25 protein-coding genes are annotated in these 23786 nt (G+C 67.8%); 14 read left to right on the top strand and 11 right to left on the bottom strand.

The window, feature by feature from the left end:
- Nucleotides 1–97 precede the first annotated feature (97 nt).
- Nucleotides 98–991, top strand: a complete 894-nt coding sequence (locus tag DN412_RS07390; protein ID WP_115013903.1) for a LysR substrate-binding domain-containing protein — start codon at nt 98–100, stop codon at nt 989–991.
- Between the two features lie 174 nt (nt 992–1165).
- Nucleotides 1166–1939: a flagellar brake protein gene (locus DN412_RS07385; RefSeq protein ID WP_115013902.1), complete on the top strand. Its 774-nt coding sequence runs from the start codon at nt 1166–1168 to the stop codon at nt 1937–1939.
- Nucleotides 1940–2041: 102 nt separating this feature from the next.
- Here DN412_RS07385 and DN412_RS07380 read toward each other — a convergent pair whose 3' ends face one another.
- From DN412_RS07380 to DN412_RS07365, 4 genes are all read right to left on the bottom strand, one after another.
- The gene (locus DN412_RS07380) at nt 2042–2890 is read right to left on the bottom strand and encodes an IclR family transcriptional regulator domain-containing protein (RefSeq protein ID WP_078201283.1); all 849 of its coding nucleotides are present in this window, start codon (nt 2888–2890) and stop codon (nt 2042–2044) included.
- Between the two features lie 95 nt (nt 2891–2985).
- The gene (locus DN412_RS07375) at nt 2986–3414 is read right to left on the bottom strand and encodes a DUF6691 family protein (protein WP_115013901.1); all 429 of its coding nucleotides are present in this window, start codon (nt 3412–3414) and stop codon (nt 2986–2988) included.
- 3 nt (nt 3415–3417) lie between these two features.
- Nucleotides 3418–3852 carry a YeeE/YedE family protein gene (locus DN412_RS07370; protein WP_115013900.1) on the bottom strand — a complete coding sequence of 145 codons (435 nt, stop codon included), beginning with the start codon at nt 3850–3852 and terminating at the stop codon, nt 3418–3420.
- 248 nt (nt 3853–4100) lie between these two features.
- Complete coding sequence (locus tag DN412_RS07365; RefSeq protein WP_115013899.1) at nt 4101–6401, bottom strand: patatin-like phospholipase family protein; 2301 nt, start codon at nt 6399–6401, stop codon at nt 4101–4103.
- A 202-nt stretch (nt 6402–6603) separates the two neighbouring features.
- Between DN412_RS07365 and DN412_RS07360 the strand changes: the two genes are divergently transcribed.
- The 5 genes from DN412_RS07360 (at nt 6604) to DN412_RS07340 (ending at nt 9645) form a co-directional block, all read left to right on the top strand.
- Nucleotides 6604–6840, top strand: coding sequence for a hypothetical protein (locus DN412_RS07360; protein ID WP_078201279.1), 237 nt, complete (start codon nt 6604–6606; stop codon nt 6838–6840).
- 46 nt (nt 6841–6886) lie between these two features.
- Complete coding sequence (locus tag DN412_RS07355) at nt 6887–7225, top strand: hypothetical protein (protein WP_115013898.1); 339 nt, start codon at nt 6887–6889, stop codon at nt 7223–7225.
- A 97-nt stretch (nt 7226–7322) separates the two neighbouring features.
- Nucleotides 7323–7526, top strand: a complete 204-nt coding sequence (locus DN412_RS07350; RefSeq protein WP_244222584.1) for an oxidoreductase-like domain-containing protein — start codon at nt 7323–7325, stop codon at nt 7524–7526.
- Nucleotides 7523–8386, top strand: coding sequence for an NAD-dependent protein deacetylase (locus tag DN412_RS07345; protein ID WP_115013896.1), 864 nt, complete (start codon nt 7523–7525; stop codon nt 8384–8386). The genes DN412_RS07350 and DN412_RS07345 overlap by 4 nt, the downstream gene beginning before the upstream one ends.
- A 359-nt stretch (nt 8387–8745) precedes the next feature.
- Nucleotides 8746–9645 (top strand): DMT family transporter, encoded by a 900-nt coding sequence (locus tag DN412_RS07340; RefSeq protein ID WP_115013895.1) that lies wholly within the window; start codon nt 8746–8748, stop codon nt 9643–9645.
- Nucleotides 9646–9685: 40 nt separating this feature from the next.
- Here the strand turns inward: DN412_RS07340 and DN412_RS07335 are convergent, their stop codons facing one another.
- The 3 genes from DN412_RS07335 to DN412_RS07325 form a co-directional block, all read right to left on the bottom strand.
- Nucleotides 9686–10243 carry a DUF1439 domain-containing protein gene (locus tag DN412_RS07335; protein WP_115013894.1) on the bottom strand — a complete coding sequence of 186 codons (558 nt, stop codon included), beginning with the start codon at nt 10241–10243 and terminating at the stop codon, nt 9686–9688.
- Between the two features lie 119 nt (nt 10244–10362).
- Entirely contained in the window at nt 10363–10566 is a 204-nt protein-coding gene (locus DN412_RS07330; RefSeq protein WP_115013893.1) for a SlyX family protein, read from the bottom strand.
- A gap of 82 nt (nt 10567–10648) precedes the next feature.
- Nucleotides 10649–11074, bottom strand: a complete 426-nt coding sequence (locus tag DN412_RS07325; protein WP_115013892.1) for a VOC family protein — start codon at nt 11072–11074, stop codon at nt 10649–10651.
- A gap of 267 nt (nt 11075–11341) precedes the next feature.
- On the opposite strand from DN412_RS07325, the gene DN412_RS07320 reads away from it, so the two are divergent.
- Nucleotides 11342–12289 carry a LysR family transcriptional regulator gene (locus tag DN412_RS07320; RefSeq protein ID WP_115013891.1) on the top strand — a complete coding sequence of 316 codons (948 nt, stop codon included), beginning with the start codon at nt 11342–11344 and terminating at the stop codon, nt 12287–12289.
- Between the two features lie 10 nt (nt 12290–12299).
- Here DN412_RS07320 and DN412_RS07315 read toward each other — a convergent pair whose 3' ends face one another.
- Genes DN412_RS07315 through DN412_RS07305 form a run of 3 tightly spaced genes read right to left on the bottom strand, consistent with a single transcriptional unit; the run spans nt 12300 to nt 15282 of the window.
- Nucleotides 12300–13076, bottom strand: a complete 777-nt coding sequence (locus DN412_RS07315; protein ID WP_115013890.1) for an enoyl-CoA hydratase — start codon at nt 13074–13076, stop codon at nt 12300–12302.
- Between the two features lie 15 nt (nt 13077–13091).
- A complete protein-coding gene (locus DN412_RS07310; RefSeq protein WP_115013889.1) occupies nt 13092–14060 on the bottom strand; it encodes a tripartite tricarboxylate transporter substrate binding protein in 969 nt (322 codons plus the stop codon).
- Nucleotides 14061–14109: 49 nt separating this feature from the next.
- Nucleotides 14110–15282, bottom strand: a complete 1173-nt coding sequence (locus DN412_RS07305) for a CaiB/BaiF CoA transferase family protein (RefSeq protein ID WP_115013888.1) — start codon at nt 15280–15282, stop codon at nt 14110–14112.
- A gap of 312 nt (nt 15283–15594) precedes the next feature.
- Between DN412_RS07305 and argG the strand changes: the two genes are divergently transcribed.
- Nucleotides 15595–16920, top strand: coding sequence for an argininosuccinate synthase (gene argG, locus DN412_RS07300; protein ID WP_078201268.1), 1326 nt, complete (start codon nt 15595–15597; stop codon nt 16918–16920).
- Nucleotides 16921–17158: 238 nt separating this feature from the next.
- Nucleotides 17159–18511: an MFS transporter gene (locus DN412_RS07295; RefSeq protein WP_115013887.1), complete on the top strand. Its 1353-nt coding sequence runs from the start codon at nt 17159–17161 to the stop codon at nt 18509–18511.
- 967 nt (nt 18512–19478) lie between these two features.
- Here DN412_RS07295 and DN412_RS07280 read toward each other — a convergent pair.
- Entirely contained in the window at nt 19479–20483 is a 1005-nt protein-coding gene (locus DN412_RS07280) for an AraC family transcriptional regulator (RefSeq protein ID WP_115013885.1), read from the bottom strand.
- Nucleotides 20484–20600: 117 nt separating this feature from the next.
- Between DN412_RS07280 and DN412_RS07275 the strand changes: the two genes are divergently transcribed.
- The 4 genes from DN412_RS07275 to DN412_RS07260 are packed head-to-tail and all read left to right on the top strand — an operon-like array spanning nt 20601 to nt 23658.
- A complete protein-coding gene (locus DN412_RS07275; RefSeq protein ID WP_115013884.1) occupies nt 20601–21659 on the top strand; it encodes a beta-keto acid cleavage family enzyme in 1059 nt (352 codons plus the stop codon).
- Between the two features lie 57 nt (nt 21660–21716).
- Entirely contained in the window at nt 21717–21917 is a 201-nt protein-coding gene (locus tag DN412_RS07270; RefSeq protein ID WP_115013883.1) for a DUF1289 domain-containing protein, read from the top strand.
- The gene (locus tag DN412_RS07265; RefSeq protein WP_115013882.1) at nt 21914–22630 is read left to right on the top strand and encodes a DsbA family oxidoreductase; all 717 of its coding nucleotides are present in this window, start codon (nt 21914–21916) and stop codon (nt 22628–22630) included. The genes DN412_RS07270 and DN412_RS07265 overlap by 4 nt, the downstream gene beginning before the upstream one ends.
- A 53-nt stretch (nt 22631–22683) precedes the next feature.
- A complete protein-coding gene (locus DN412_RS07260; protein WP_115013881.1) occupies nt 22684–23658 on the top strand; it encodes a tripartite tricarboxylate transporter substrate binding protein in 975 nt (324 codons plus the stop codon).
- Nucleotides 23659–23786 lie beyond the last annotated feature (128 nt).

Here is a 23786-nt window from a genome sequence, read left to right as displayed (position 1 = left end):
ACCACCTCCGGCGATCAAAGCGTACCCAATTCTGCGTGCCGCGAAGTGCCGCCACAACCGATATATACTCGCGCAATTCAGTGAGAAAAACTGACTGATGCACTGGCTGGGCTGGATCCGATTCTTTGAGGCCGCGGCGCGCCATGAGAGCTTTGTCCGGGCAGCGCAGGAGATGCACCTGACCCATGGCGCGGTCAGCCGGCAGATCCGCCAGCTCGAGGACACGCTGGGCGTGGCGCTGTTCGAGCGGCGCAACCGCGGGGTCTTCCTGACCGAGGCGGGGCGCACGCTGTTTGCCGCGGCCACGCAGTCGATGGAGGTGCTGGCCGGCGCCGCCGCGCGCATCCGCACGCAGCCGCCGGGGCGGGCGCTGGTGTTGTCGTGCGAGCCGACCATCGCCATGCGCTGGCTGATCCCGCGGCTGCCGCGCTTTGCCGCGCGCCACCCCGACATCCCGCTGCACCTGATGGCCGCCGGCGGTCCGATTGATTTCCCGCGCAGCGGCGCCGATCTGGCGCTGCGGCGCAATGACTTCGCCTTCGATGCGCGCTGGCATGCGCGCGAGGTGGCGCAGGAAAGGGTGGGGCCGGTGTGCCGGCCCCAGCTTGCCGAGGGCGCGGCCGTGGTGCCGGCACGGTTGCATACGCGTACACGGCCCGAGGCGTGGCAGCGCTGGCAGGCCGTGCGTGCCGATGCTGCCGCGACGGTGGCGTTCGACGGCGACGCCTGGTACGAGCACTTCTATCTCAGCCTGCAGGCCGCGGCGGCGGGCCTGGGCTGGGCCATGGCCTCGCAGCTGATGGCCGCCGATGAGATTGCCGACGGCCGGCTGGCGGCGCCGTTCGGCTTTGTGGCCGACGGTTCGGCCTACCACCTGTTGTCGCCCGCGCCGTTCGAGCACGACACGCGCCGGCTGGTGCTGCTGGCCTGGTTGCGCGAAGAGGCGCAGACAACGCTTGGCGGGTTGCCGCCAGCGTCCCCCGAGGCCTGAAAGCGGCGTGCACGCTACCCCCCGGAAGTCTGTGCTCAAGTTCTGCCACAGATTTGCCGAAGTGAGAACATGCGTCTTGCCGGGTATTGGGGCAGGCGCTTAACATGCTGCGCGCGGCCGGCAGGCCTATACGCCCCCGATTGCTTCCATAGCCAGCGATCCCAGCCATTCCAGATGTTGCTTGAATCCATGAACCAGCACGACGCCTCCGGGCCAGCCGACACCGGTGCCGAATCCGACCTCGAGCCGACCGATGACCGCTATCGCCTGACGCACAACTCGCAGGTCGGCACGGTGCTGCGCGACCTGTCGTGGCAGAAATGCATGCTGAGCGTGCGCACCCGCAGCGCGCACCAGTTCGTTACCTCGATCCTGCATGTCGACCCGGTCAACCGCACCTTCGTGTTCGACTGGTGCAATGCGGAACCCGAGCGGATGTCGCTGATGACCTCCGAAGAGAACGCGTTCTCGGGACTGTTGCGCGGGGTGCCCGTCAACTTCGTGGTGGGCCAGCCGGCCGCCACGCGCTACGAGGAAGGCCCCGCCTTCGTGGTCGAGTTTCCGCAGAAGCTCTACCACTTCCAGCGCCGCCGCCATTTCCGCGCGCGCACGCTGGTGACCAAGGGCTACCGCTGCGAGATGCAGATGCCGGACAAGACCGTGCTGGGCCTCGATATTGCCGACCTGTCGCTGTCGGGCGTGGGACTGCGCTCGAAGACCGTCACGTCCGAGCATCTGCCGGTTGGCACCACGGTCGGCAAATGCCGGCTGGACTTCCGCGAACTGGGCAAGCTCGAGCTGGACATGCAGGTGGTCGGCCACTGGCTGGTGGGGCATGACGACAGCGCCATCCACCACTTTGGCTGCGCCTTCGTCAATCCGGACGGGCGCATTGAAAATTTCCTGCAGCGGCTGGTGTTCGCGCTCGAGCTGGCGCACCGGGGCTGATCCCCGCGGCGGGCGCGTGGCGCGCTGCCGCAGCCTATCGCGGACCACGGCGTGACCGCGGCCATGCTCAGTCCCGCGCGGCTGTGCGGGTAAGCAGGGGAATCAGGAGCCGACCATGCGGCCGATCGCCGCCGCCGCTTCGCGCATCGGCGCCAGCAGCCGCGTGATCATCTCGGCTTCGGAGACGCGCGCGGCGCGCACGCTCACGCTCAGCCCCGCCAGCACGATGCCCGAGGCCGAGCGCACCGGCACGGCCATGGCGCGCAGGCCGGGCTCCAGTTCTTCATCGACGATCACGTAGTCCACTTCACGGGCGCGTTCGAAGCACGCTTCCAGTTCCTGCCGCGAGATCTTGGTCTGCAGCGTGCGCGGGCGCAGTTCGGCATGCTCGAAAAAGCCGTCCAGCACCGTGGCGGGCTGGTGCGCCAGCAGCAGCCGGCCGTTCGAGGTGCAGTAGGCCGGCAGGCGGCTGCCCATGCCGAGCGAGTAGTTCAGCACCCGCTGCACTTCGGAGCGCACCAGGTACAGGATGTCCGTGCCGTCCAGGATCGCCAGCGTGCAGGTCTCGTGGATGCGCGCGCTCAGGTTGTCCAGGATCGGCTGCGCCAGCGAGACCAGCGAGGTCGACGAGAAATACGCGTGCCCGAGGTGCAGCACGCGCGGGCGCAGCGCGAACTGCCCGTCCTGCTGGCTGACGTAGCCGAGCTGCTCCAGCGTATAGAGGCAGCGCCGCACCGAGGCGCGCGATAGCTGCGTGCGCTGTGCCACCTGCGAGATCGTCAGCGGGCGCTTGCGTTCCGAGAAGGCTTCCAGCACGGTCAGGCCGCGCGCCAGCGACAGCATGAAGTTGGGATCGCCGGCAAAGCTGGCGAGCAGGTCGGCCTGGGGCCGGGCAACGCGGACGGTGTCGGCCTGGGCGTGGCCTAGACCGAGGGGGCGGAGGGCATCCATTGGGAGCGGAGTTGTCTGTGCATATTGTTCGATAATCGCGCAATGTTAAACCGGCCGGGGGCTGAGGGCCAGCACTGGTTTAATGCTGCGCTGCATCAACCCCGCTGCCGCCGGGCTACCCGCTCGGCGATTTCGAACAGCACCATGCCCGCCAGCATCGCCGCGACAAAGCCCCAGGCCTTGGCATAGCCGGCACCCAGCGCCACCAGCGCTGGGCCCGGGCAGAAGCCCGCCAGGCCCCAGCCCACGCCGAACGCCGCGCTGCCCAGCAGCAGGCGCGGCGTGACCGAGGCCAGCGCCGGCCACTGCATCGGCAGTCCCAGCCACGAGCGCTGGCGCCGCCGTGCGAGCGCGAAGGCCACCACGCCGACCAGGATCGCACCGGCCATGACAAAGGCGAGCGACGGGTCCCAGGCGCCGGCCAGGTCGAGAAAGCCCAGCACCTTGGCCGGGTTGGCCATGCCGGACAGGATCAGGCCGATGCCGAACACCAGCCCGGCCAGCAGTGCGAAGAGGGTGCCCATCGCTCAGCCTCCCAGCCAGTGGCGCTGCACCAGCACTGTCAGGAAGCCGGCCGCCATGAAGGTCAGCGTGGCGGCCAGCGAGCGCACCGAGCCGCGCGACAGGCCGCACACGCCGTGCCCGCTGGTGCAGCCGCCGGCGTAGCGCGTGCCGATGCCGACCAGCAGCCCGGCCACCAGCACCTCGCCCCAGCCGGCATCGATGCGGGCCGCGGGCATGGCATCGAACGCGCCGGCCAGCCACGGCGCCAGCAGCAGGCCGATGACAAAGGCGGCGCGCCAGGCGGTGTCGCCGTGGGGCAGTCTGAGCAGGCCGCCGACGATGCCGCTGATGCCGGCAATGCGGCCCAGGCCCAGGATCATCAGCGCTGCCGCGAGGCCGATGACCAGCCCGCCGGCCAGCGACAGCCAGGGCGTGAAATGAGTGAAATCGATCTGCATGGAAGTGGAGCGCGCCGGGGAACGGCGCACAGCGGCCGCAAGTGCAGCCCGAGGCCCGGATTATAGGCGCGCCGTTGCAAAGCCGGCGCCCATAAAAAAGTCGCCGCGGGGAGCGGCGACCGGGGAAGGTCGTCATTCAAGAGGGGTCTTGGTGACAGGGAAAGTATAGACCTTTGAATTAAGACATTACATACAACCTTGGTGGGGTACGGTTGGAGCACATTTGACGTGTGCTTATGCTGGCCAGTTCAGAATGGTTTGCCGAGGTACAGGTAGAAGCTGTAGGTACCCGCCGCCGCGCGGCCATAGGCCAGGTAGAGCGGGCCCAGCGGGCTGTCCAGCGCCAGGAAGATGGATCCGGACTTGAGCAGCCCGGTCGGGCTTCCTGGCACCAGCGGGTCGCCCACGCGGCCCGCCTCCAGCGAAAAGCCGGCGTAGACGCCTTGCAGCAGGGTCTGCCGTACTAGCTTGTTGTAGTACACCAGCCGCGCAAACTGCATGTTGCCGCCCAACAGCTGGCCGGTGGCATAGCCCGACTGCTGCAGGAAGCCGCCCCACTGGAACAGGTCATAGCGCGGCAGCGGATTGCCGCCGAGATTGCCCCCGGCCTTGAAGGCGAACGACAAGGTGTGGTCGCCGAACGAGTGGGCATAGATGCCGTCGGCCTGCGCCTTCACGTAGGACAGGTCGGCCCCCAACCCTGGCTGCGAGGCGTAGATCCGCATCCCGGCGGCATAGCCGAAGCGCGGAAATTCGACGCTGTCGAGCTGGTCGAAGACGAGCCGCCCGGTGATGGCCCCGCGCCGGATATTGCCCGGGCCCGGCGACAGCGACTCGGGGCCCGTGCTCAGGCTGGCATTCTCCGTGCCGGTCTGCACGCCCACGCGCAACTCGCCGTACTTGGTGAACTGGCTGCCGGCGTCCAGTGCGACGTCAAAGCGGCGCAGGTCATAGGTGGCGATGCGCGTGCTGCCCTGGAAGATATTGAGCGGGCGCCGCTCGATCTCGAAGCGCGGCGCGATGAAGAAGTACTGGCGCGTATCCAGCGGCTGGTAGAACTCGCTGGTCAGGGCCGAGGTCTGGCCCACCTGCACATCGGTGCGCCATTCGCCGCCGAGCGCATTGAGCCAGGTGCGCCGGTAGCTGCCCACCAGGTTGAAATACGCGTCGCCGCGGAAGTCCGAACTCAGCCCCAGCCCGAAGCGCAGGTAGTCGGGTCCGTACGATTTTTCCACCGCATTGACCGCCAGCACGCGCTTGCCGGGCTCTTCGAGGAAGGCGTAGTTGACGTGCTCGAAGTCGCCGGTGCCGAACAGGCGGCGCATGTCCTGGTCCAGCGTGGCCTGGTCGACCGGCTGCCCGGGCCTGGTCTGCATCACCGCGGTGGCGTAGTCCGGGTTGACGCGATGCAGCGGCGCCAGCCGGATCTCATCCACCGGGCGGGTGTCGGGCGGCGGCACCGCCTGTTGCCGGGCGCGCAGTTCTGCGTATTGCGCCGGCGGCAGCGCCAGTGGCGCGAGGCGGTCGGCGACCTTGCGCGCGGCGGCCTCGCCGATGGGGATGGTGGCCGGCAGGTGGTCGAAGTCGGTCGCGGAGAAGTCGCCCAGCGCGGGCTCGATCAGCACGTCGGTGGGCCGCAGCGACGCCAGCGACGCGCGCACGTTCTGCTCGGTCAGGATGTTGAGCATCTGGCCGGTGACGCCGATGATCGAGGTCAGCTCCTCGCGCTTCATCAGCGGCGTGCCCAGGTTCACGGCAATGACGATATCGGCGCCCATCTTGCGCGCCACGTCCACCGGCAGGTTGTCGGTGAGCCCGCCGTCGACCAGCAGCCGGCCCTCATATTCGGCCGGGGCCACCGCGCCCGGCACCGACATGCTGGCGCGCATCACATTGGCCATCTCGCCCTGGCTGAACACCACTGGCGTGCCCGCCACCAGGTCCGTCGCCACCGCGCGGTAGGGGATCGGCAACTGGTCGAAATCCCGGAAGCCGGGCGCGTTGGCCAACTGGCGCAGCACGGTCTCAAGCTGCACGCCCGAGACCGCGCCCTTGGGCAGCAGCAGGCCGCTGGACTGCACGCCGATCTCCGGCGTGATCAGGTTGGTGAAGTCGTCCTGCTTGCGGCGGATAGTCAGGTCCTGGCGCGGCGGCCGTTCCTTGAAGAGCTTTTCGGTGCTCAGGCCGCTGACCAGCCGCTCCATCTCGGCGGGTCCCATGCCGCTGGCATAGGCGCCCCCCACCAGTGAACCCATACTGGTGCCGGCGATGCAGTCGACCGGGATGCGCATCGCCTCCAGCACCTTCAGCACGCCGATATGCGCCGCGCCGCGCGCGCCGCCGCCCGACAGCACCAGGCAGATGCGCGGGCGCGTGCCCGTGGCAGGCATCGCAGCGGTGGCTGTCGCGTGGTTCACCGCGTGGTCGACAGCAGGGCGTGCTGCCGGGTCCGCGGGGGCCGGGTCTGCAGCCATCGCGGTGCCGCGAGCCAGGGCCAGGGCCGCAAGGACGAGCAGGTCGCGCAAGCGACGGGAGGGGGCTGCCTTCATGGCCTGGTCTGGTTCTTTGTCCGGTGAGCGTGGGCTGCCGCGGCGGGAGGTCCGGCTATCTTCGGGCAAAACGTGGCGTCCAGGTCCCCTGCCTGCGATCCGGTAAAAACAATTCATCACGTGCTTCGGAAGCGTGCAGATCGGCGCGACGCCCTGGTGCGCCGTACACTAAGATGGACAAACGCAAGGGGTTGGGGACTGCATGTACGGTTATTTCTTTTGCCAGACCCCCGCGGGACAGCTCACGCTGATTCCCCGCGAGAAGGACTGGATGCTGATGCTGGGCAATGGCGTGATGGGGCGATACCCCGATGCCCAGTCAGCGGTGGATGCCCTGCACGGTGGCGCATTGCGCATGCAGGGGCGGTGCATCGATGCCAGTGCGCTGGGCGTGCCAGCGCGCGCGCACGACTGGCTCTACCATGTACTGAGCCGCTGAGGCGGCGCACCGGCGGGCACGCTGTCCCGCCAGAGGGGGAATCGCCATGACTGCCCTGGTCGAGTGGACGCGCGAGCATACCTGCCGGCTGTTTCCGATGTCGGCCGAATACAGTCGCGGCTTCAGCCCCGATGGCGACAGCCAGGTGGAAGTCAGCTGGCAGGCCGAGCCGGCCGGCTCGCCCGGCCGCTGCCGCGTGAGCGCGGCGCTCTTGTTCGAGCAGAGCGTGATTGACGCCGTGTACCTGGCCGATGCGCCCGAACTGGCCCGCATCGGCGCCCGCCTGGCCAGTCTGGTGTCGCGCTGGCTGGCCGAGGATGACATCGCCTGCCTGTCCGGCGCGGCACTGGTGATCCCGGTCGGCGACGTGCTGCTCAGGCACTGAGCAGCGGCATCTCCACTTGGGGCGGGGCCGGCATCGGCGTGCGGGCCGGAATATACTGGCGGCTGGTCCGCCATTGCGCTGTCCGCGCGCTGCTCAAGTGTCTCAAGTGCCCCCCGGTTCCTCCCCCGACGATCCCCGCCCCGTGCCGCCAGAGCGGCCCGGCGACGACGAATGCTGCGGCTCCGGCTGCGATCCCTGCATCTTCGATTACTACTACCAGGAGATGGACCGCTACCGCGAGGAGCTGCGTGCGTGGGAGGCGCGCCAGGAAGCGCACCACGCGGAGGATCCGGCAAGTTGAGCGCGCTGCAGCAACCGCCGCCCGCGGTGTCCGCGCTGTTTGATTTCGTGCATCGCCACCCGCGCCTGTTCGTGCTGACCGGCGCGGGCATCAGCACCGATTCCGGCATTCCCGGCTACCGTGATGCACGCGGCCAGTGGCAACGCTCGCAGCCCATCACGCTGCAGGCCTTCCTCGGCTCGCACGCCGGGCGCCAACGCTACTGGGCGCGCAGCATGCTCGGCTGGCCGGTGGCGTGGCAGGCGCGTCCCAATGCTGCGCACCATGCGCTGGCGCGGATGGGCGGGCACGGCCGGCTCACGGCGCTGGTCACGCAGAACGTCGACGGCCTGCACCAGCGCGCCGGCAGCGAGGGCGTGATCGAACTGCATGGCAGCCTGGCCAATGCCATCTGCCTGGACTGCGGCACAAGCCATGACCGCGCCGGCCTGCAGGACTGGCTGCTGGCACAGAACGCCGCGCTGCGCGATGTAATTGCCGAGCCTGCCGCCGATGGCGACGTGCATTTCGAATCGCCGCTGTTCGCGCAGTTCCGCGTGCCCGAGTGCGGACGCTGCGGCGGCATCCTCAAGCCGGACGTGGTGTTCTTCGGCGAATCCGTGCCGCGCCCGCGTGTCGATGCCGCGCGCGCGGCGCTGGAAGCCGCGGACGCCATGCTGGTGGTCGGTTCGTCGCTGATGGTCTATTCCGGCTACCGCTTCTGCGTCTGGGCCGGCCAGATGGGCAAGCCCGTGGCTGCGCTCAACCTGGGCACCACGCGGGCCGACGCGATGCTCGCGCTGAAGGTGGAAGCCGGCTGCGCGCCGACGCTGCAGGCACTGGTGTCGCGGCTGGAGCAGGGCGCAGCAGAACCTCGTTGACGAGAGGGCCGCACAGGCATAGCATCGCCTGACTACTTCTTCGAAGTTTCCGATTCCCACCATGACCGCAGACCGCCAACGCCCCGTCAACGCCGCGCCCCCGGGCCGCGCGTTGCCATGCGTGCGTCGCCAGCCTGCGTTCACATCCGTCGCGCCGCCGCCGTACCTCGGCGGTGCGCACCCGCCGCCGCCGCTGCGCGGCTGACGGGCACGCCCTCCAGCCTCACTCAACTCCGGTAGTCCCGTATCCGTGTGCCTGCGCGCACGGCAGCCGCACGCCTGTGCGCGCTGCCGCCGTGCCGTGCCCGCATGCCGATGCGCGTCGCCGGAGCCTGCCAAGCTGACGACAGATGACATCCATGACGACCGACAAAGACTGCGCGGCGCAATTCGACGCCGCCACCGACACACGCACCGCCACCACCTCCGCCTGGGCCACGCCCCTCTTCGTGCTGCTCTGGAGCAGCGGCGCCATCGCCGCCCGGCTGGCGCTCGACCACGCCTCGCCCTTCGCCTTGCTGACGCTGCGCTTCGCGCTGGTCTGCGCCGTGCTCGGCGCGATCGGCCTGGCGCGGCACCGCCTGCTGCCGCCGCGCGGCGAGCGGCTGCACACGGCCCTGACCGGCCTGCTGCTGATCGGCGGCTATTCGGTCTTTTACTTTCTCGCGCTGGACCACGGCATGACACCCGGCTTGCTGGCCACCGTGCTCGGCGCCCAGCCGATGCTGACGCTGCTGCTGACCGAGCGGCGCTTCAGCGCCGCACGCATGGGGGGCCTCGCCCTTGCGCTGGCGGGGCTGGCCATGGTGGTGGCGGACAGCCTGCTGCTGGCCAGGCTGTCACTGGCGGGCGTGCTGTGCGCGCTGGCCTCGCTGGCGAGCATGACCGTCGGCGCGATCCTGCAAAAGCGCGTCACGCGCGCTCCTGCCGAAGTGCTGCCGCTGCAGTACGCCGTGAGCCTGGCGGCCTGCCTGCTGTGCCTGCCGTTCCAGCCCTTCGTTGTCGATGCCTCGCTGGCGTTCGCCGCGCCGCTGCTGTGGCTGGCGCTGGTTATCTCGATCGGCGCGACGCTGTTGTTCTACCGGCTGATCCGTGCAGGCAACCTGGTCAATGTCACCAGCCTTTTCTACCTGGTGCCGGCGGGCACGGCGCTGCTGGATTACTTGCTGCTGGGCAACCGCATGGCGCCCCTGGCGATGGCGGGGATGGGCGCGGTGCTGGCGGGGTTGGGGGTGGTGTTTCGGGGAGGAAGGGGGTGACGTAGCCGGAGAAGGAGCAGGCTTGGCCGGAAGGCCAGGCCTACCGTTGCTTCACCGCCACCCGCACCTCATCCTTGCCCACCGTGATCGCCCCCGGCTCAATGTCCTTGCCGCCAAAGCGCAGTTCCTCGGGCTTGAAGGTGTACACCGGATAGTCCTTCAGCAACTGCTGCGCAACCACCGCGCCGATAGCGTTGAGCTGTTCGCGGTATTGCCCCATGCCGGCGACCTCCACCTGCTGCACGGTCGGGTTGTCGAGCAGCACCGCGCGTTTGGCCGGGTCGTAGCGTACGCCGCTGTTCAGCGCGAGCTTGCCGTCGACCGGCGGCGAGGGCAGCAGGGCGTTGGTCAGGCGTGCGTCGACGTGGGTGGTGACGCGGTTGTTGGCTTCGTCCAGCACCAGCCGGGGGTGGCTGAGCTGTACGCTGATGACTTCGGCGTAGCGCAGCGTGGCGGGGAAGCGCTTGTCCAGCGCGGTCTGCAGTTCCTGCCGGGTCAGGGAGTATTCGCCGGTCCAGAGGTTGTAGCCGGCAAATGCCGAGGACGCGCCAGCGGCGATGCAGGCAGCGGCGAATAGCAGGGAGGGGTTCAGACGCATGTGGCGGATCGGGCGCGCCTGTCGACGGCGCCGTGGATGGAGTCAGCCTGTCAGACCGCGCGGGCGGGGTGGCGTTCCGTCACATCGGCTAGCGGCCTGCATGGCGCGGGCTGCGTCGATCAGTAGTGCGGCGGGATTTCCTGCTGGGGATCGGCTTCATCCGCGGTGGTGGCGGCGCTGCGCACCTGCTGGTACAGCGCGCGGAACTGCTCCTGCAGCAGGTCGATCTGCTGCTGCTGGCGCGCCACGGTGCTGTTCAGGGTATCAAGCAGGTCTTCCTGGAAGGCGAGCTTGATTTCGAGTTCGTTGATGCGATCGTCCATGGTTTCTCCGGCGGGCGGCGCATTGTAAGCCCATCAGCCCACATGGCGCGCCGCTGGCCGGGAAACCCGCGTCAGGTCTTGCTTACTTCGGTGCCGTCAGCAGCATCCACATGATGCCGAAACGGTCGGTGACCATGCCGAACTGGTCGGCAAAGAATGTCTTGTCCAGCGGCATCACCACCTGGCCGCCTTCCTTCAGGGCGTTAAAGGCCTTTTCGACGGCGGCCTTGTCAGGGTAGTTGATTGACAGGCCGAAGCCCTGGAAGTTGGGCTGGTTCGAGCAGCGGCCGTCGGAGGCCATGATCACGCTGTCGCCGATCTGGAATTCCAGGTGCATGACCTTGTCTTCCGTGCCGGCGCCGGGCTGGCAACCCGGGCTGGCCTTGTCGGCTTCCGGGTTTTCCTTGAACGTCATCCGCATGTTGACCTTGGCGCCGAGGGTCTTCTTGTAGAACTCGACGGCTTCATCGCAACGGCCTTCGAAGAACAGATAGGGCTGGACTTGCATGACAACTCCTGTAGGTAAGCCGCCGCCTGGGCGGCCCGTGGATATCGGCATGGCGCGCGCATCAGGCGGCGCGCTGGCAACTGGCGCACGCTTTTGTGTACGCCGTCCACAATACCTTAGCAAAGAAAATGGACGACGTCCACATCAATCGAAAGGGCCGTGGCCAGGACGGCAGTGCGGGCGCGATGCCCACGGTACTGCACTAGAATGGCCGCGACCTTGCCAATCGCCAAACCTTTCGACCTGCCCGGCCCAAACGGAGTTGCCTTGCGTTACGAACTGACCGACCTGCGCCTGTTCCAGGCCATTGCCGATGCGCAAAGCCTGTCGGGTGGTGCTTCGGCCACGCATATCACCGCGTCGGCGGCGAGCTACCGGTTGAAGAACCTGGAACATGCGATGGGCACGCCACTGTTCGTGCGCACCGCGCGCGGCATGGAACTGACGCCGGCCGGCGAAACCCTGCTGGTCCATGTGCGCGAACTGCTGCTTGGCGTGGAGCGCATGCATGGCGAGGTGGGGCGCTTCTCTGCCGGGCTGAAGGGCAATATCCGGCTGCTGGCCAACAGCAGTTCGCTCAACGGCTTCATCATCCCGAGCGTGAGCCGCTTCCTGCTGGCCAACCCGGATGTGAATATCGACCTGGAGGAACGCGCGAGCCAGTCGATCCTGGCGGCGGTGGCGGCGCACGAGGCCGACGTCGGCATCCTCGCGGGAGATTTCCAGAGCGGCGGCGAAGCCACTGGCGTGCGCTCGGTGCGCTACGCGCGCGACGAGCTGATCCTTGCGGTGGCCGCGGATCACCCGCTGGCGCGTGAGCCCGAAGTGCGCTTCGGCGCGGCATTGGCTTTCGACTTTGTCTGCATGAGCCGCACCAGCAGCAACTTCCTGTTCCTGCGCGACATGGCGCAGCGCGCGGGCAAGGGCCCGAACGTGCGTTTGCATGCGCACAGCTTCGATGCGGTGCTGGCGCTGGCCGAGGCCGGCGTGGGCGTGGCGCTGGTGCCGCGCAGCGTGGCGGCGCAGGCCTTGCGTGAGGCGCGCGTGGTGGGGGTGCGGCTGGCAGAGCCATGGGCCCTGCGCGAGCTGAACCTGATTGTGCGCGCCGATGGCAAGCTGCCTGCGTTTGCCGAGGTCTTTGCGCAATTCCTGCTGAACGATCCGCGCGTGGTGGCCACGCGCGAAGGCGGCACCGTGGCGGCCACGGCTCCGTAGCAGGCGCCAGTCAGCGCTTGCGGTTCAGGAAGGTGGCCATGTGCTGCTGCGGCTCGCCGGTGTCGAAGGCGCTGCCGAACTCGGTCACGCTGTTGTTGATCGAGACTTCCAGCGGCGCATCCTCCCACTCGCGCAGCAGGCGCTTCTGCTGCCGCACCGCGACCGGGCCGAAGCCGGCCAGCAGCGCGGCCACGCGTTCGACTTCCAGGTCCAGCTCCGCCAGCGGCACCACGCGGCTGACCAGGCCCCACTGCAGCGCTTCGGCCGCGTCGGAAATCTCGCCGGTCAGCAGCATCCATGCGGTGCGCGCGTTGCCGACCAGGCGCGGCATCAGCGCGGCGTGGATCACCGACGGGATGCCGACCTTCACTTCCGGCATGCCCAGCTGCGCGTTGTCGGCGGCGATGCGCAGATCGCACGCCAGCGCCAGTTCCAGCCCCCCGCCCAGGCACCAGCCCGGCATGCGCGCGATCACCGGCACCGGCAGGTGGCGCACGGCGTCGCACAGGCGGCGCAGGCCGCTGATGAAGGTCTCGGCGCTGGCGCGGTCCAGTGCGGCCATTTCCTTGATGTCGGCACCGCCGACAAAGCCCTTCTCGCCCGCGCCGCGCAGCACCAGCACGCGTACCGCGTCATTGCCGGCCAGCGCTTCGATGGCGCGTGTGAGCGATGCGATCACCGGCGTGCTGAGGATATTGAGCGAGCCCGCCTCGCGGATGGTGACGGTGGCGATGCCGCGCGCGTCGATCTCGACGCCGGCGTGCGGTTCTTGCTGAGGTGCGCTCATGTCGTTCCTTGTGGCTTACTGGAGTTTGGTGAAGTGGATGTCCTCGACGACTTGTTTCCAGTGGGCATTCTGCCCGCGGATCAGGTCGCCGAAGGCCTTGCGCGAAGTCGGTGCCGGGATCGCGCCTTGTTTCTCGATGGCGGCGATCACCTCCGGCTCGGCCAGCACCTGGCGCACGGCGTCGTTGAGCTTGTCGAGGATGGCGGCAGGCGTGCCTGCCGGCGCGCCCAGCCCGAACCACGACGGGTTGTTCATCGCGGGCAGGCCGGCCTCGGCATAGGTCGGCACATTGGGCAGCACCTTCAGGCGCTGCTTCGCGGCGACCGCCAGCGGCTTGAGGCGCCCGCCCTGGATCAGGCCCGATGACGACGGGATATTGTCGAACACCACCTGGATCTGGCCCGCCACCGCATCGTTGAGCGCCGGGCCCAGGCCCTTGTACGGCACGTGCAGCAAGCGCGTGCCGGTGGCGTTCATGAACAGCTCGCCGTTCATATGGCTCAGGCCGCCGTTGCCGGACGAGCCGAACGAGTACTTGCCGGGGTTGGCCTTCAACAGCTTGATGAACGACTGCAGGTCCGTGGCCGGGAACGCGGGGTTGACCACCAGCACGTTGGGCACGTCGGCCAGGTTGCTGACCGGCGCGAAATCCTTGACCGGATCATAGGCGGTCTTCAGGTAGACGTTGGGGTTGACCGCGTGCGAGCTCTCCACCTCCATCACCAGCGTGTAGCCGTCGGCCGGCTGCTTGGCCGCGTAGGCACTGCCGACCGCGCCGCCGGCGCCGGGGCGGTTCTCGACCACCACCGGTTGCCCCAGCACCGGGCCCAGGCGCGTGCCGACGATGCGCGCGATGATGTCGGTGGTGCCGCCGGCGGCGTAGGGGGCGATCAGCTTGATCGGCCGGTCGGGGTAAGCGGCCGCATGCGCGGCGCCGCTTGCGCATGCGGCCAGCAGGGCCATGGCGGTGAAGGTGGGTTTCATCGGTGTCTCCGTGTCAGGGTTATCAGTCTTTTGGGGGCCTACGCGCGGTTCAGCCTGCGAGGGTGTGCTCGCCCAGCAGCGGCGGCGGTGGCAGGGGCAGGTCGTGCCCGGCCAGCATCGGATTGCGCACCATGGGCACGCGGCCCATGACGGGGTGCTCGGCTACCTGCATCAGGCCGCGATGCCGCACCTGCGGGTGGGCGAAGACCTCATCCATGGTGTGGATCGGCCCCCACGGCACGCCGGCCGCATCGAAGGCATCGGTCCATGCCGAGCGGGTGCGCGTGGGGAAGAGATTGGTCAACAGGGCGCGCAGCGCGGGCAGATGTTCGATGCGCGCGGAGTTGGTGGCGTAGCGCGGGTCCTGCGCGAGCTCCGGCATGCCGGCCACGGCGCAAAAGCGCGCGAACTGGCCGTCATTGCCGATGGCCAGGATCAGGTGGCCGTCGGCGCAGCGGAACACTTCATAGGGCGCGCAGTTGGGATGGGCGTTGCCGCTGCGCTGCGGGTTCTGGCCCGACACCAGGTAGTTGGCGGCCTGGTTGGCGTTCATGGCTACCGCGACATCCAGCAGCGCGATATCCAGGTGCACGCCCAGGCCGGTCGACTGGCGCTGGTACAGCGCGGCCAGTACCGCGGAGGTGGCATACATCCCGGTGCTCAGGTCCACCACGGCCACGCCGGTGCGCAGCGGGCCGGCGCCGGGCGTGCCATCGGGCTGGCCGGTGTAGCTCATCAGCCCGCCCATGCCCTGGAACACATAGTCGTAGCCGGGTTTGTCCGCCATCGGCCCGCTCTGGCCGAAGCCGGTGATCGACAGGTAGACCAGGCACGGGTTGATGGCCTTGAGCGTGTCGTAATCCAGCCCGTAGCGGCGCAGCGTGCCGACCTTGTAGTTCTCGACCAGCACGTCGGCCTCGCGCGCCAGTTCGCGCACCTGCGCCGCGCCCTCGGGCGTGCCGTAGTCGATCGCGACCGAGCGCTTGCCGCGGTTGCAGCAGATGAAGTAGCCGGACAGGCGCTGAGCCCCACCGGTGCCTTCGTTGCCCTCGGGCGCTTCCAGGTAGGGCGGGCCCCAGCCGCGGGTATCGTCGCCGCGCTCGGGGTGCTCGACCTTGGTCACCTCGGCGCCCAGGTCGGCCAGGTTCTGGGTACACCAGGGACCAGCCAGGATGCGTGACAGGTCCAGGACCCGGACGCCTTCCAGGGCGCGATGCAGCATGACGACTCCGCTTTCAGACAACAGTGCGGCGCAGTATAGGGAGGGGTCCTGGAGCGAACCAGTCGAGAGTTTTGAACGGCGCGTTCGCGGGTTTTCAACGCAGTGGAAGGCAGCCACGCAGGTGGCGCCGGCGCCCCCGCCTGCCCCGGCGTTTGGCGCGTGGGCGCTGCCGTGTCACAATTCGCGTTTGGCACTGACTCGGCACGTGACTCGGCCGGCCGCGTCGCCGTGCTTCCCGCCGCCTCCGGCCGCTTGCGGCCGACGCTGTGGAAGCCCGCCCAAGAGCCGACAAATTCACATAGATTTCTGGCGATGACTACCATCCTGCAGCACATTCCTTCCGGCCAGCGCGTCGGAATCGCCTTCTCCGGCGGACTTGACACCAGCGCGGCACTCCTCTGGATGCGCCAGAAGGGCGCGATCCCCTACGCCTACACCGCCAACCTGGGCCAGCCCGACGAGCCCGACTACGACGACATCCCGCGCCGCGCCAAGGCCTACGGCGCCGAGGAAGCCCGCCTGGTCGACTGCCGCACGCAACTGGTGGCAGAAGGCATTGCCGCCATGCAGTGCGGTGCGTTCCATATCTCGACCGCCGGCATTACCTACTTCAACACCACCCCGATCGGCCGCGCTGTCACCGGCACCATGCTGGTTGCCGCGATGAAGGAAGATGGCGTCAACATCTGGGGTGATGGCAGCACGTTCAAGGGCAATGACATTGAGCGCTTCTACCGCTACGGCCTTCTGACCAACCCCGGCCTGCAGATCTACAAGCCGTGGCTGGACCAGCAGTTCATCGACGAACTGGGCGGCCGCGCCGAGATGTCCGAGTTCATGCGCCAGAACGGCTTCGACTACAAGATGTCGGCCGAAAAGGCGTACTCGACCGACTCCAACATGCTGGGCGCCACCCACGAGGCCAAGGACCTGGAGCACCTGGATTCGGGCATCCGTATCGTGCAGCCGATCATGGGCGTGCAGTTCTGGCGCGACGACGTCGAAGTCAAGCGCGAGGAAGTCACCGTGCGCTTCGAGGAAGGCCAGCCGGTCGCGCTGAACGGCCAGACCTTCGCCAACAGCGTCGACCTGTTCATGGAAGCCAACCGCATCGGCGGGCGCCATGGCCTGGGCATGAGCGACCAGATCGAGAACCGCATCATCGAAGCCAAGAGCCGCGGCATCTACGAAGCCCCGGGCCTGGCGCTGCTGTTCATCGCCTACGAGCGCCTGATCACCGGCATCCACAACGAAGACACCATCGAGCAGTACCGCGACAACGGCCGCCGCCTGGGCCGCCTGCTGTACCAGGGCCGCTGGTTCGACCCGCAAGCCATCATGCTGCGCGAAACCGCCCAGCGCTGGGTGGCGGGCGCCATCACCGGCGAAGTCACCATCGAACTGCGCCGCGGCAACGACTACTCGATCCTGAACACCACCTCGCCCAACCTGACCTACAAGCCGGAACGGCTGACCATGGAGAAGGGCGAGTCGATGTTCACGCCGCTGGACCGCATCGGCCAACTGACCATGCGCACGCTCGATATCGTCGACACGCGCGAGAAGCTGCAGACGTATGCCAAGAGCGGCCTGCTGTCGTCCAAGGTCAGCGCCTCGCTGCCGAAGCTGGAAGACTGAGCCTCACTGCGCCTTGCCTGACGGCGGGGCAGCCAGAAACCGGCACCTTCGGGTGCCGGTTTTTTTTTCGTCTCGGCGTTTTCCCCAACTGTCCCGGAATGTCAAACGTACGTCCCGGAATATCAAACCGCGGCGTCCCGATCGCCAGATACTGGCTGGGCTTGCCACCCCTGCGGGTGCGCGCAGTGAACGTCCGGCGGCGCGAAGACCGCCGGCTTGCTTCCGGAGACGCCCGACCATGTCCAGACCCCATCTTGCCGTTGCCGCGGAGCCGGTCGTGCCGGCCGTGCCGGCTGCCGCCGGACCGCGCTATGCGTGGCTTGTCTTTGCCCTGACTTTCGGGCTGCTGCTGTCGGACTACATGTCGCGCCAGGTGCTCAACGCGGTGTTCCCGCTGCTGAAGGCCGAGTGGCAGCTCGGCGATACGGAGCTGGGCGCGCTGGGCGGCGTGGTGGCGCTGATGGTGGGCGTGCTTGCGCTGCCGCTGTCGCTGCTGGCCGACCGCTGGGGGCGTGTGCGCAGCCTGATCCTGATGGCCGCGCTCTGGAGCCTCGCCACGCTGGGTTGCGCGGTGGCGGACAGCTTCGGCCAGATGTTCCTGGCGCGGCTCTGCGTCGGCATCGGCGAGGCGGCGTATGGCAGCGTGGGCATTGCCGTGGTGGTGTCGGTGTTCCCGCGCCATCTGCGCGCCAGCCTCAGCGCCGCGTTCATGGCAGGCGGTGCCTTTGGCTCCGTGCTTGGCATGGCACTGGGCGGCGTCCTTTCCGCCCACTTCGGCTGGCGTGCCGCCTTTGCGGGGATCGCCGCCTTCGGGCTGGTGCTGGTGGCCTGCTACTACCTGACGATCAGCGAGGAGCGCCTGCGCGGGCTTCAGGAACGCATGGGCGGGGCCAGTGGCAGCGCGGCCCCGGCCCGGCAGATTGCGGCGCGCCGGATCGTGCGCGAACTGCTGATGGTCCCCTCCGTGCTGTGTGCCTGCATGGGCAGCGCGCTGCAACTGCTGGTGCTGGCGTCGCTGCAGGCCTGGCTGCCCAGCTTTCTGTCGCGCGACTATGGCATGGCAACCGGCAACGCCGGTGTGGCCGCGGCGCTGCTGGTGATGATCGCGGGCGTGGGCATGGTGATCTGCGGCGCGCTGACCGACCGCGTGGCGCGCCACGCGCCCGCGCGCAAATGGCAGATGGCGATTGCGTACAGCGTGGTCTGCTGCCTGCTTCTCATGACCGGGTTCCGGCTGCACACAGGGCCGGCCCAACTGGCCCTGATCGGTGCCGGCATGCTGGTAGCTGGCGGCACCGCCGGCCCTGCCAGCGCCATGGTGGCCAACCTGGCGCAGCCTGCCATCCATGCGACCGCCTTCGCCACGCTGACGCTGATCAACAACCTGCTGGGGCTGGCGCCCGGCCCGTTTCTAACCGGCGTGCTGGCCGACCGTATCGGGCTGGCCGGCGCCCTGCAATGGATTCCGCTAGCCAGTGCCGCTGCTGCGCTCCTGTTCTGCATCGGCCGCCGCCACTATGCCGCGGACCTGCGGCGCCTGGAAAGCCCTGACCATCCTGCACTCCGTGCTGATCCTGGCGCTTCCGCCTGACCTCTTCCCATCCGTTTATGACTGCTACACCTACCCACACCGTCCTGATGGTGTCGGGCCTGCGCGACCATGTTGCCGAATGCTGGTTGCTGGTTTGGTTATGTAGGTCGGGTTCGATGTTGTCGTAGGTTTAAGCGCCTGGTTCCGCCCTGCTGGGCGGGTCACTTTTTGTCCGAGCGACAAAAAGTAACCAAAAAACGCGTCGCCTCAGGCGGCTGGCCATCAATTTGGTGGTGGGGGTGGTCCGGGCGGCGGTGCTTGCCGTTTGGCGTGGTTGGCCGTTCGACCCTGCTACGCACCCTGTCCGGTGCCTACGTCGACGGACTATTGGACGAACCCGACTTTAGGCTATTGGCAGCCTGCTAACGAGGTCATCGGTGGGACGCCTTCGGCTGCGATGCGCGCACTCAGTATCGCAGGTCGGGTGCTCGGGCACGGAGTGCGTCGCTGCGCTCGCACGGCGCGGTCGGGATGCCGAGCCCCAAAAAAAAGAACGCAAATCAGGACGTGGCCGTCCGCTTGCCACGTTAGGGCCGGCGCGAAGCGCAGCCGTAGGCGTCCCACCGACGCGGTACTTAGCAGGCTGCCAACCGCCTAAAGTCGGGTTCGTCCAATAGTCCGTTGATGTGGGCACAGACAGGGTGCGTAGCAGGCTCGAACGGCCAACCACGCCAAACGGCAAGCACCACCGCCCGGACCACCCCCACCACCAAATTGATGGCCAGCCGCCTGAGGCGACGCGTTTTTTGGTTACTTTTTGTCGCTCCGGACAAAAAGTGACCCGCCCAGCAGGGCGGAACCAGGCGGTTAAACCTACGACAACATCGAACCCGACCGACATAACCAAGCCTACGAGCAAGCAGCCCCGCCGGCTACGCCGGCGAATCAGCCCACGCCCGCCAAGAACCACAAACCAGCCGCATAGCAACAAGCCCAAAAGCCCCCAAATCCACAAGAAACCCTCCCTTCATTCCCCCACCTGCGCCCGCCACGCCGACACACTGCGCCCGAAATGCCCACTGAACCACCGCGAAAACGCGCTCAGCGACGAAAACCCCAGCAGCGCAGCCACTTCAGACAGCGGGCGCTCGCGATTCTCCAGGTAGCGGATCACCAGGTCGGCACGGGCCTCGGCGAGGATGTCGGTGTAAGTCGTATGTTCCTGCCCCAGCCGCCGATGCACGGTGCGCCGGTCGACGCTCAGGTGCTGGGCCACGCGTTCGACTGAGCACAGCCCGGTGGGCAGCAGCGCACAGACCAGCTTGCGCACCATGTCCGACATGGTCGCCGCGGTCGACTGCGCCAGCAGCGTGCCGAGATAGTGCTTTACCTGCTGCGCCATCACCGGGTCATACGACGGCAACGGCGCTTCCAGGTCCGAGGCCAGGCAGACGATGCCGTCGAAATCCTGGTTGAAGGTGCCGGGCATGCCGAACACGCGTGAAAACGTGGCCGTGCTGGCCGGTGCGGGATGCGTGAAGCAGACGCTGCGCGGCCGCCACGATGCGCCCAGGAACAGCCTCAGCATCCGGAACACAACGCCGACCGCCAGGTCGGCGGCCTGCCGCAAGGTGCCCGGCGCTTCGGTGAGCACCTGCAGCCGGATCATCACCAGGTCATCGCTGTCTTCGATGCGCATCGACAGCGACTCATTCTGCAGACCCATGTAGCGGACCATGGACTCCAGTGCGCGGCGCAGCGTGGGTTCCTCACGCACCACGAAGGCCAGCGGGCCGAGGTTCGAGAACTCGCGCAGCTCGGCCATGCGCAGGCCGAAATCGTCAGCCCCGGCGGCCTGTGCCGACGCATCCAGCAAGCGGCCCACCGATGCCGCGGGGATGCGGATATCGGGATCGAGCAGGACCGAGCGGTTGATCTTCGCCGCCCTTAGGTGCTGGTATGGATCCAGCCCCAGCGAACGCGCGACTTCCACGTAGTTGGTCAGGCTGGCGCTGCGCAGATAGTAGGACATGGGGCGGATTCCGGGCTTTCCCTGAGTGTCCCGAAATGTAAATCGAATGTCCCGGATCATCAAATCGCGACTGGTCTATCGCCGATACTCCAACCAACTAACCAACCGGAGCCATCCATGCAATTCCTTGACGATTCCCTGCACCCCGAAAACATGGACAAGGTGGTGATCACTGTGGCGCCCTATGGGCCGGAGTGGATGCCGCAGGACTTCCCCGAGGACATCCCCGTCACCATGGAAGAGCAAATCCAGAAAGCGGTGGACTGCTACAACGCCGGCGCCACCGTGCTGCACCTGCATGTGCGCGAGCTGGACGGCAAGGGCTCCAAGCGGCTGTCCAAGTTCAACGAGCTGATCGCCGGCGTGCGCGCCGCGGTGCCGGACATGATCATCCAGGTTGGCGGCTCGATCTCGTTTGCGCCGGAAGACGACGGCCAGGAAGCCAAGTGGCTGTCCGACGACACCCGCCACATGCTGGCGGAGCTGGAGCCCAAGCCCGACCAGGTGACCGTGGCGATCAACACCACGCAGATGAACATCATGGAGCTGCTCTATCCGGAGTACCTGAAGGGCACCTCGCTGGAACACCCGGCCTACCAGGCCGCCTACCGCGAAATGACCGTCCCGGCCGGCCCGGGCTGGGTGGAAGAGCACCTGCGCCGGCTGCAGGCCTCGGGTATCCAGCCGCATTTCCAGCTGACCGGCATGCACGCGCTGGAAACGCTGGAGCGGCTGGTGCGCGCCGGCGTCTACACCGGTCCGCTGAACCTGACCTGGATCGGCATCGGCGGCGGCTTCGACGGCCCCAACCCGTTCAACTTCTTCAACTTCGTGCACCGCGCGCCGGACGGCTGCACGCTGACCGCCGAGTCGCTGCTGAAGAACGTGCTGCCGTTCAACATGATGGCGATGTCGATGGGCCTGCATCCGCGCTGCGGCATCGAAGACACCATCATCGACCAGCATGGCAACCGCATGACCTCGGTGCAGCAGATCGAGCAGTGCGTGCGCGTGGCGCATGAACTGGGCCGCGAGATCGCCTCGGGCAAGGAAGCCCGCGAGATCTACCGCATCGGCACCTGGTACGACAGCGCCGATGCCACGCTGGAAGCCAATGGCATGGCGCCCAACCGCAAGACCGGCCAGAAGAACCTGCCGCTGCGCGCAGCGGCCTGACGCTGGCCACAGGGCCGGCATATGGCCAGCCCTCTCCAGGGACCACAGGAGTCCGTGATGCATCACCCTGACGCAATCGCCAATCCCTGCATCAACATCTGCCGCATGGACCTCGCCAATCGCTACTGTCAGGGCTGCGCCAGGACGCGGCTGGAAATCGGCCGCTGGGCGCAGATGAGCGAGGCCGAACGCGCGCAAGTGCTGGCGGCGGCGCCGGCCCGCCGCGGGCAGCGTGCCGCCACGGGCGCCCTGTCATGAGCCAGCCCGCCTCCCTCTTCATCCAGGTCGGGTTTGACCTGGTCTGTCCCTGGTGCATGATCGGCAAGCGCCATCTTGAAACGGCGCTGGCGCAACTGGCCCAGGAACGGCCCGATGTGGCCGTTACGGTCGAATGGCGCAGCAGCCCCCTGTTTCCGACGCTGCCGCCGGCCGGCATCCCATATCGCAAGTTCAGGCTGGCGCGGCTCGGCAGCGCCGAAGCCGTGGCGCTGCGGCAGGCGCAGGTATGCGCCGCGGCGCGCGAGGCCGGCATCACGCTGGAACCCGAGCGCATCGAGGTCCTGCCAAACACCGTGCTTGCACACCGCCTGATCCGGTACGCGCGCGAGGCAGGCGGCGACGCGGCCGCTTCCGCGCTGATCGACCGCTTGTTTGACGGGTATTTCCTGCGCGGCGAGGACCTGGGCGATCCGCGCGTGCTGCACGCGGCAGCGATCGCCTGCGGCATGCCGATGCCGCAACTGTCGGTGCCGGCCACGGCGCACGACCTGGCGTGGCTGCCGCCGCTGCATGGCGCGGATGCGCCACTACCCAATCCCGGCCTGGGCGTGCCGCGCTTCGTGATCAACGGTGCGCCGCCGATCGCCGGCGCGAGGCCCCCACGTGCCTTGCTGGAGGCCATGCTCCGGGCGCTGGCCCGCGCGTCTCCCGCTTCCCCATCCACCCCTGGTTTGGCGATCACCGCCCGGTGACGCCGCGCCGGGCAATGCTGGACAGAAGATCCATACAACATAACGGAGACAACATGCCCACCCACCCTTCCTTCCTGCTGCGCGTCGCCGCCGTCGCGGCCAGCCTTGCGCTGGCTGCTCCCGCCGCCATGGCCTGGACCAGCAAGCCGGTCCGGATGCTCGTGCCGGCCCCCGCCGGCGGCACCATGGACGTGCTCGCCCGCCTGCTGGCAGACCAGTTGTCGGCGGACCTTGGCCACCCTGTGGTGGTCGACAACAAGCCGGGCGCCGGCGGCGGCATCGCCATCACCACCATGCTGGCCGCGCCCGCCGATGGCCAGACCATCATGGTCACTGCCAGCAATGTGCTGACCGAGGTGCCGCATGTGCTCAAGCCCGCGTTCGACCCGCTGAAGGACGTCAGGCCCATCGCCGCCGTGGCACGTTCGCGCATGGTGATGATCGGCGCGCCTGGCCTGCCGGCCAAGGACCTGAAGGGCCTGATCAGCTACGCTCGGGCCAACCCGGGCAAGCTCAGCTTTGCCTCGTACAGCGCCGGCACTGCGTCGCACTACGCCGGCATGATCATGAACCAGAAGGCAGGGCTGGATCTGCAGCATGTGCCCTTTGCCGGCTCCGCGCCGGCGCTGGCGCAGGTGATGGGCAACCAGATCGCGGTGATGTACGACGGCATGGTGACGTCGCTGCCGATGATCCGCGCCGGCAAGGTGCAGGTCTATGCGGTGGCGTCGAAGAGCCGCTCGGCGCTGCTGCCACAGGTGCCGACCTTTGCGGAACTGGGCTACCCCGACATGGAGTTCAGCAACTGGGTGGGCGTGATTGCATCGTCAAAGCTGTCGCCCGAACTGGCCGAGAAGATCCACGCGGCTGCCTACAAGGCCGCGGCTTCGGCCAAGGTGCGCGACCGTCTGGAGGCGCTTGGCTATGAGCCGCTGCCGGCGCAGCCCTTGCCGCAATTGAGCGAGTCCTTGCGCGCGGAGTTCGAGCGCAATGCCGGCATCGTCAAGGCGTTTAATATCCAACCCTGAGTCCCTAGATACTATGAAGGGCCGCGAAGGAACAAGCCCCTGGAGTAAAACGAAGATTCGCAGTCTCGTTTCTCGAAAGGAGCACGCAAATGAACATGCCTGACACAGCCCTTCAGGGGCAGAATACG

The organism is Cupriavidus lacunae, from assembly GCF_003353055.1.
In the GTDB taxonomy this organism is placed as follows: Bacteria; Pseudomonadota; Gammaproteobacteria; order Burkholderiales; family Burkholderiaceae; genus Cupriavidus; species Cupriavidus lacunae.
Note: the sequence above shows the minus strand (reverse complement) of the source record. Positions and strands in the feature narration are given on the sequence as shown.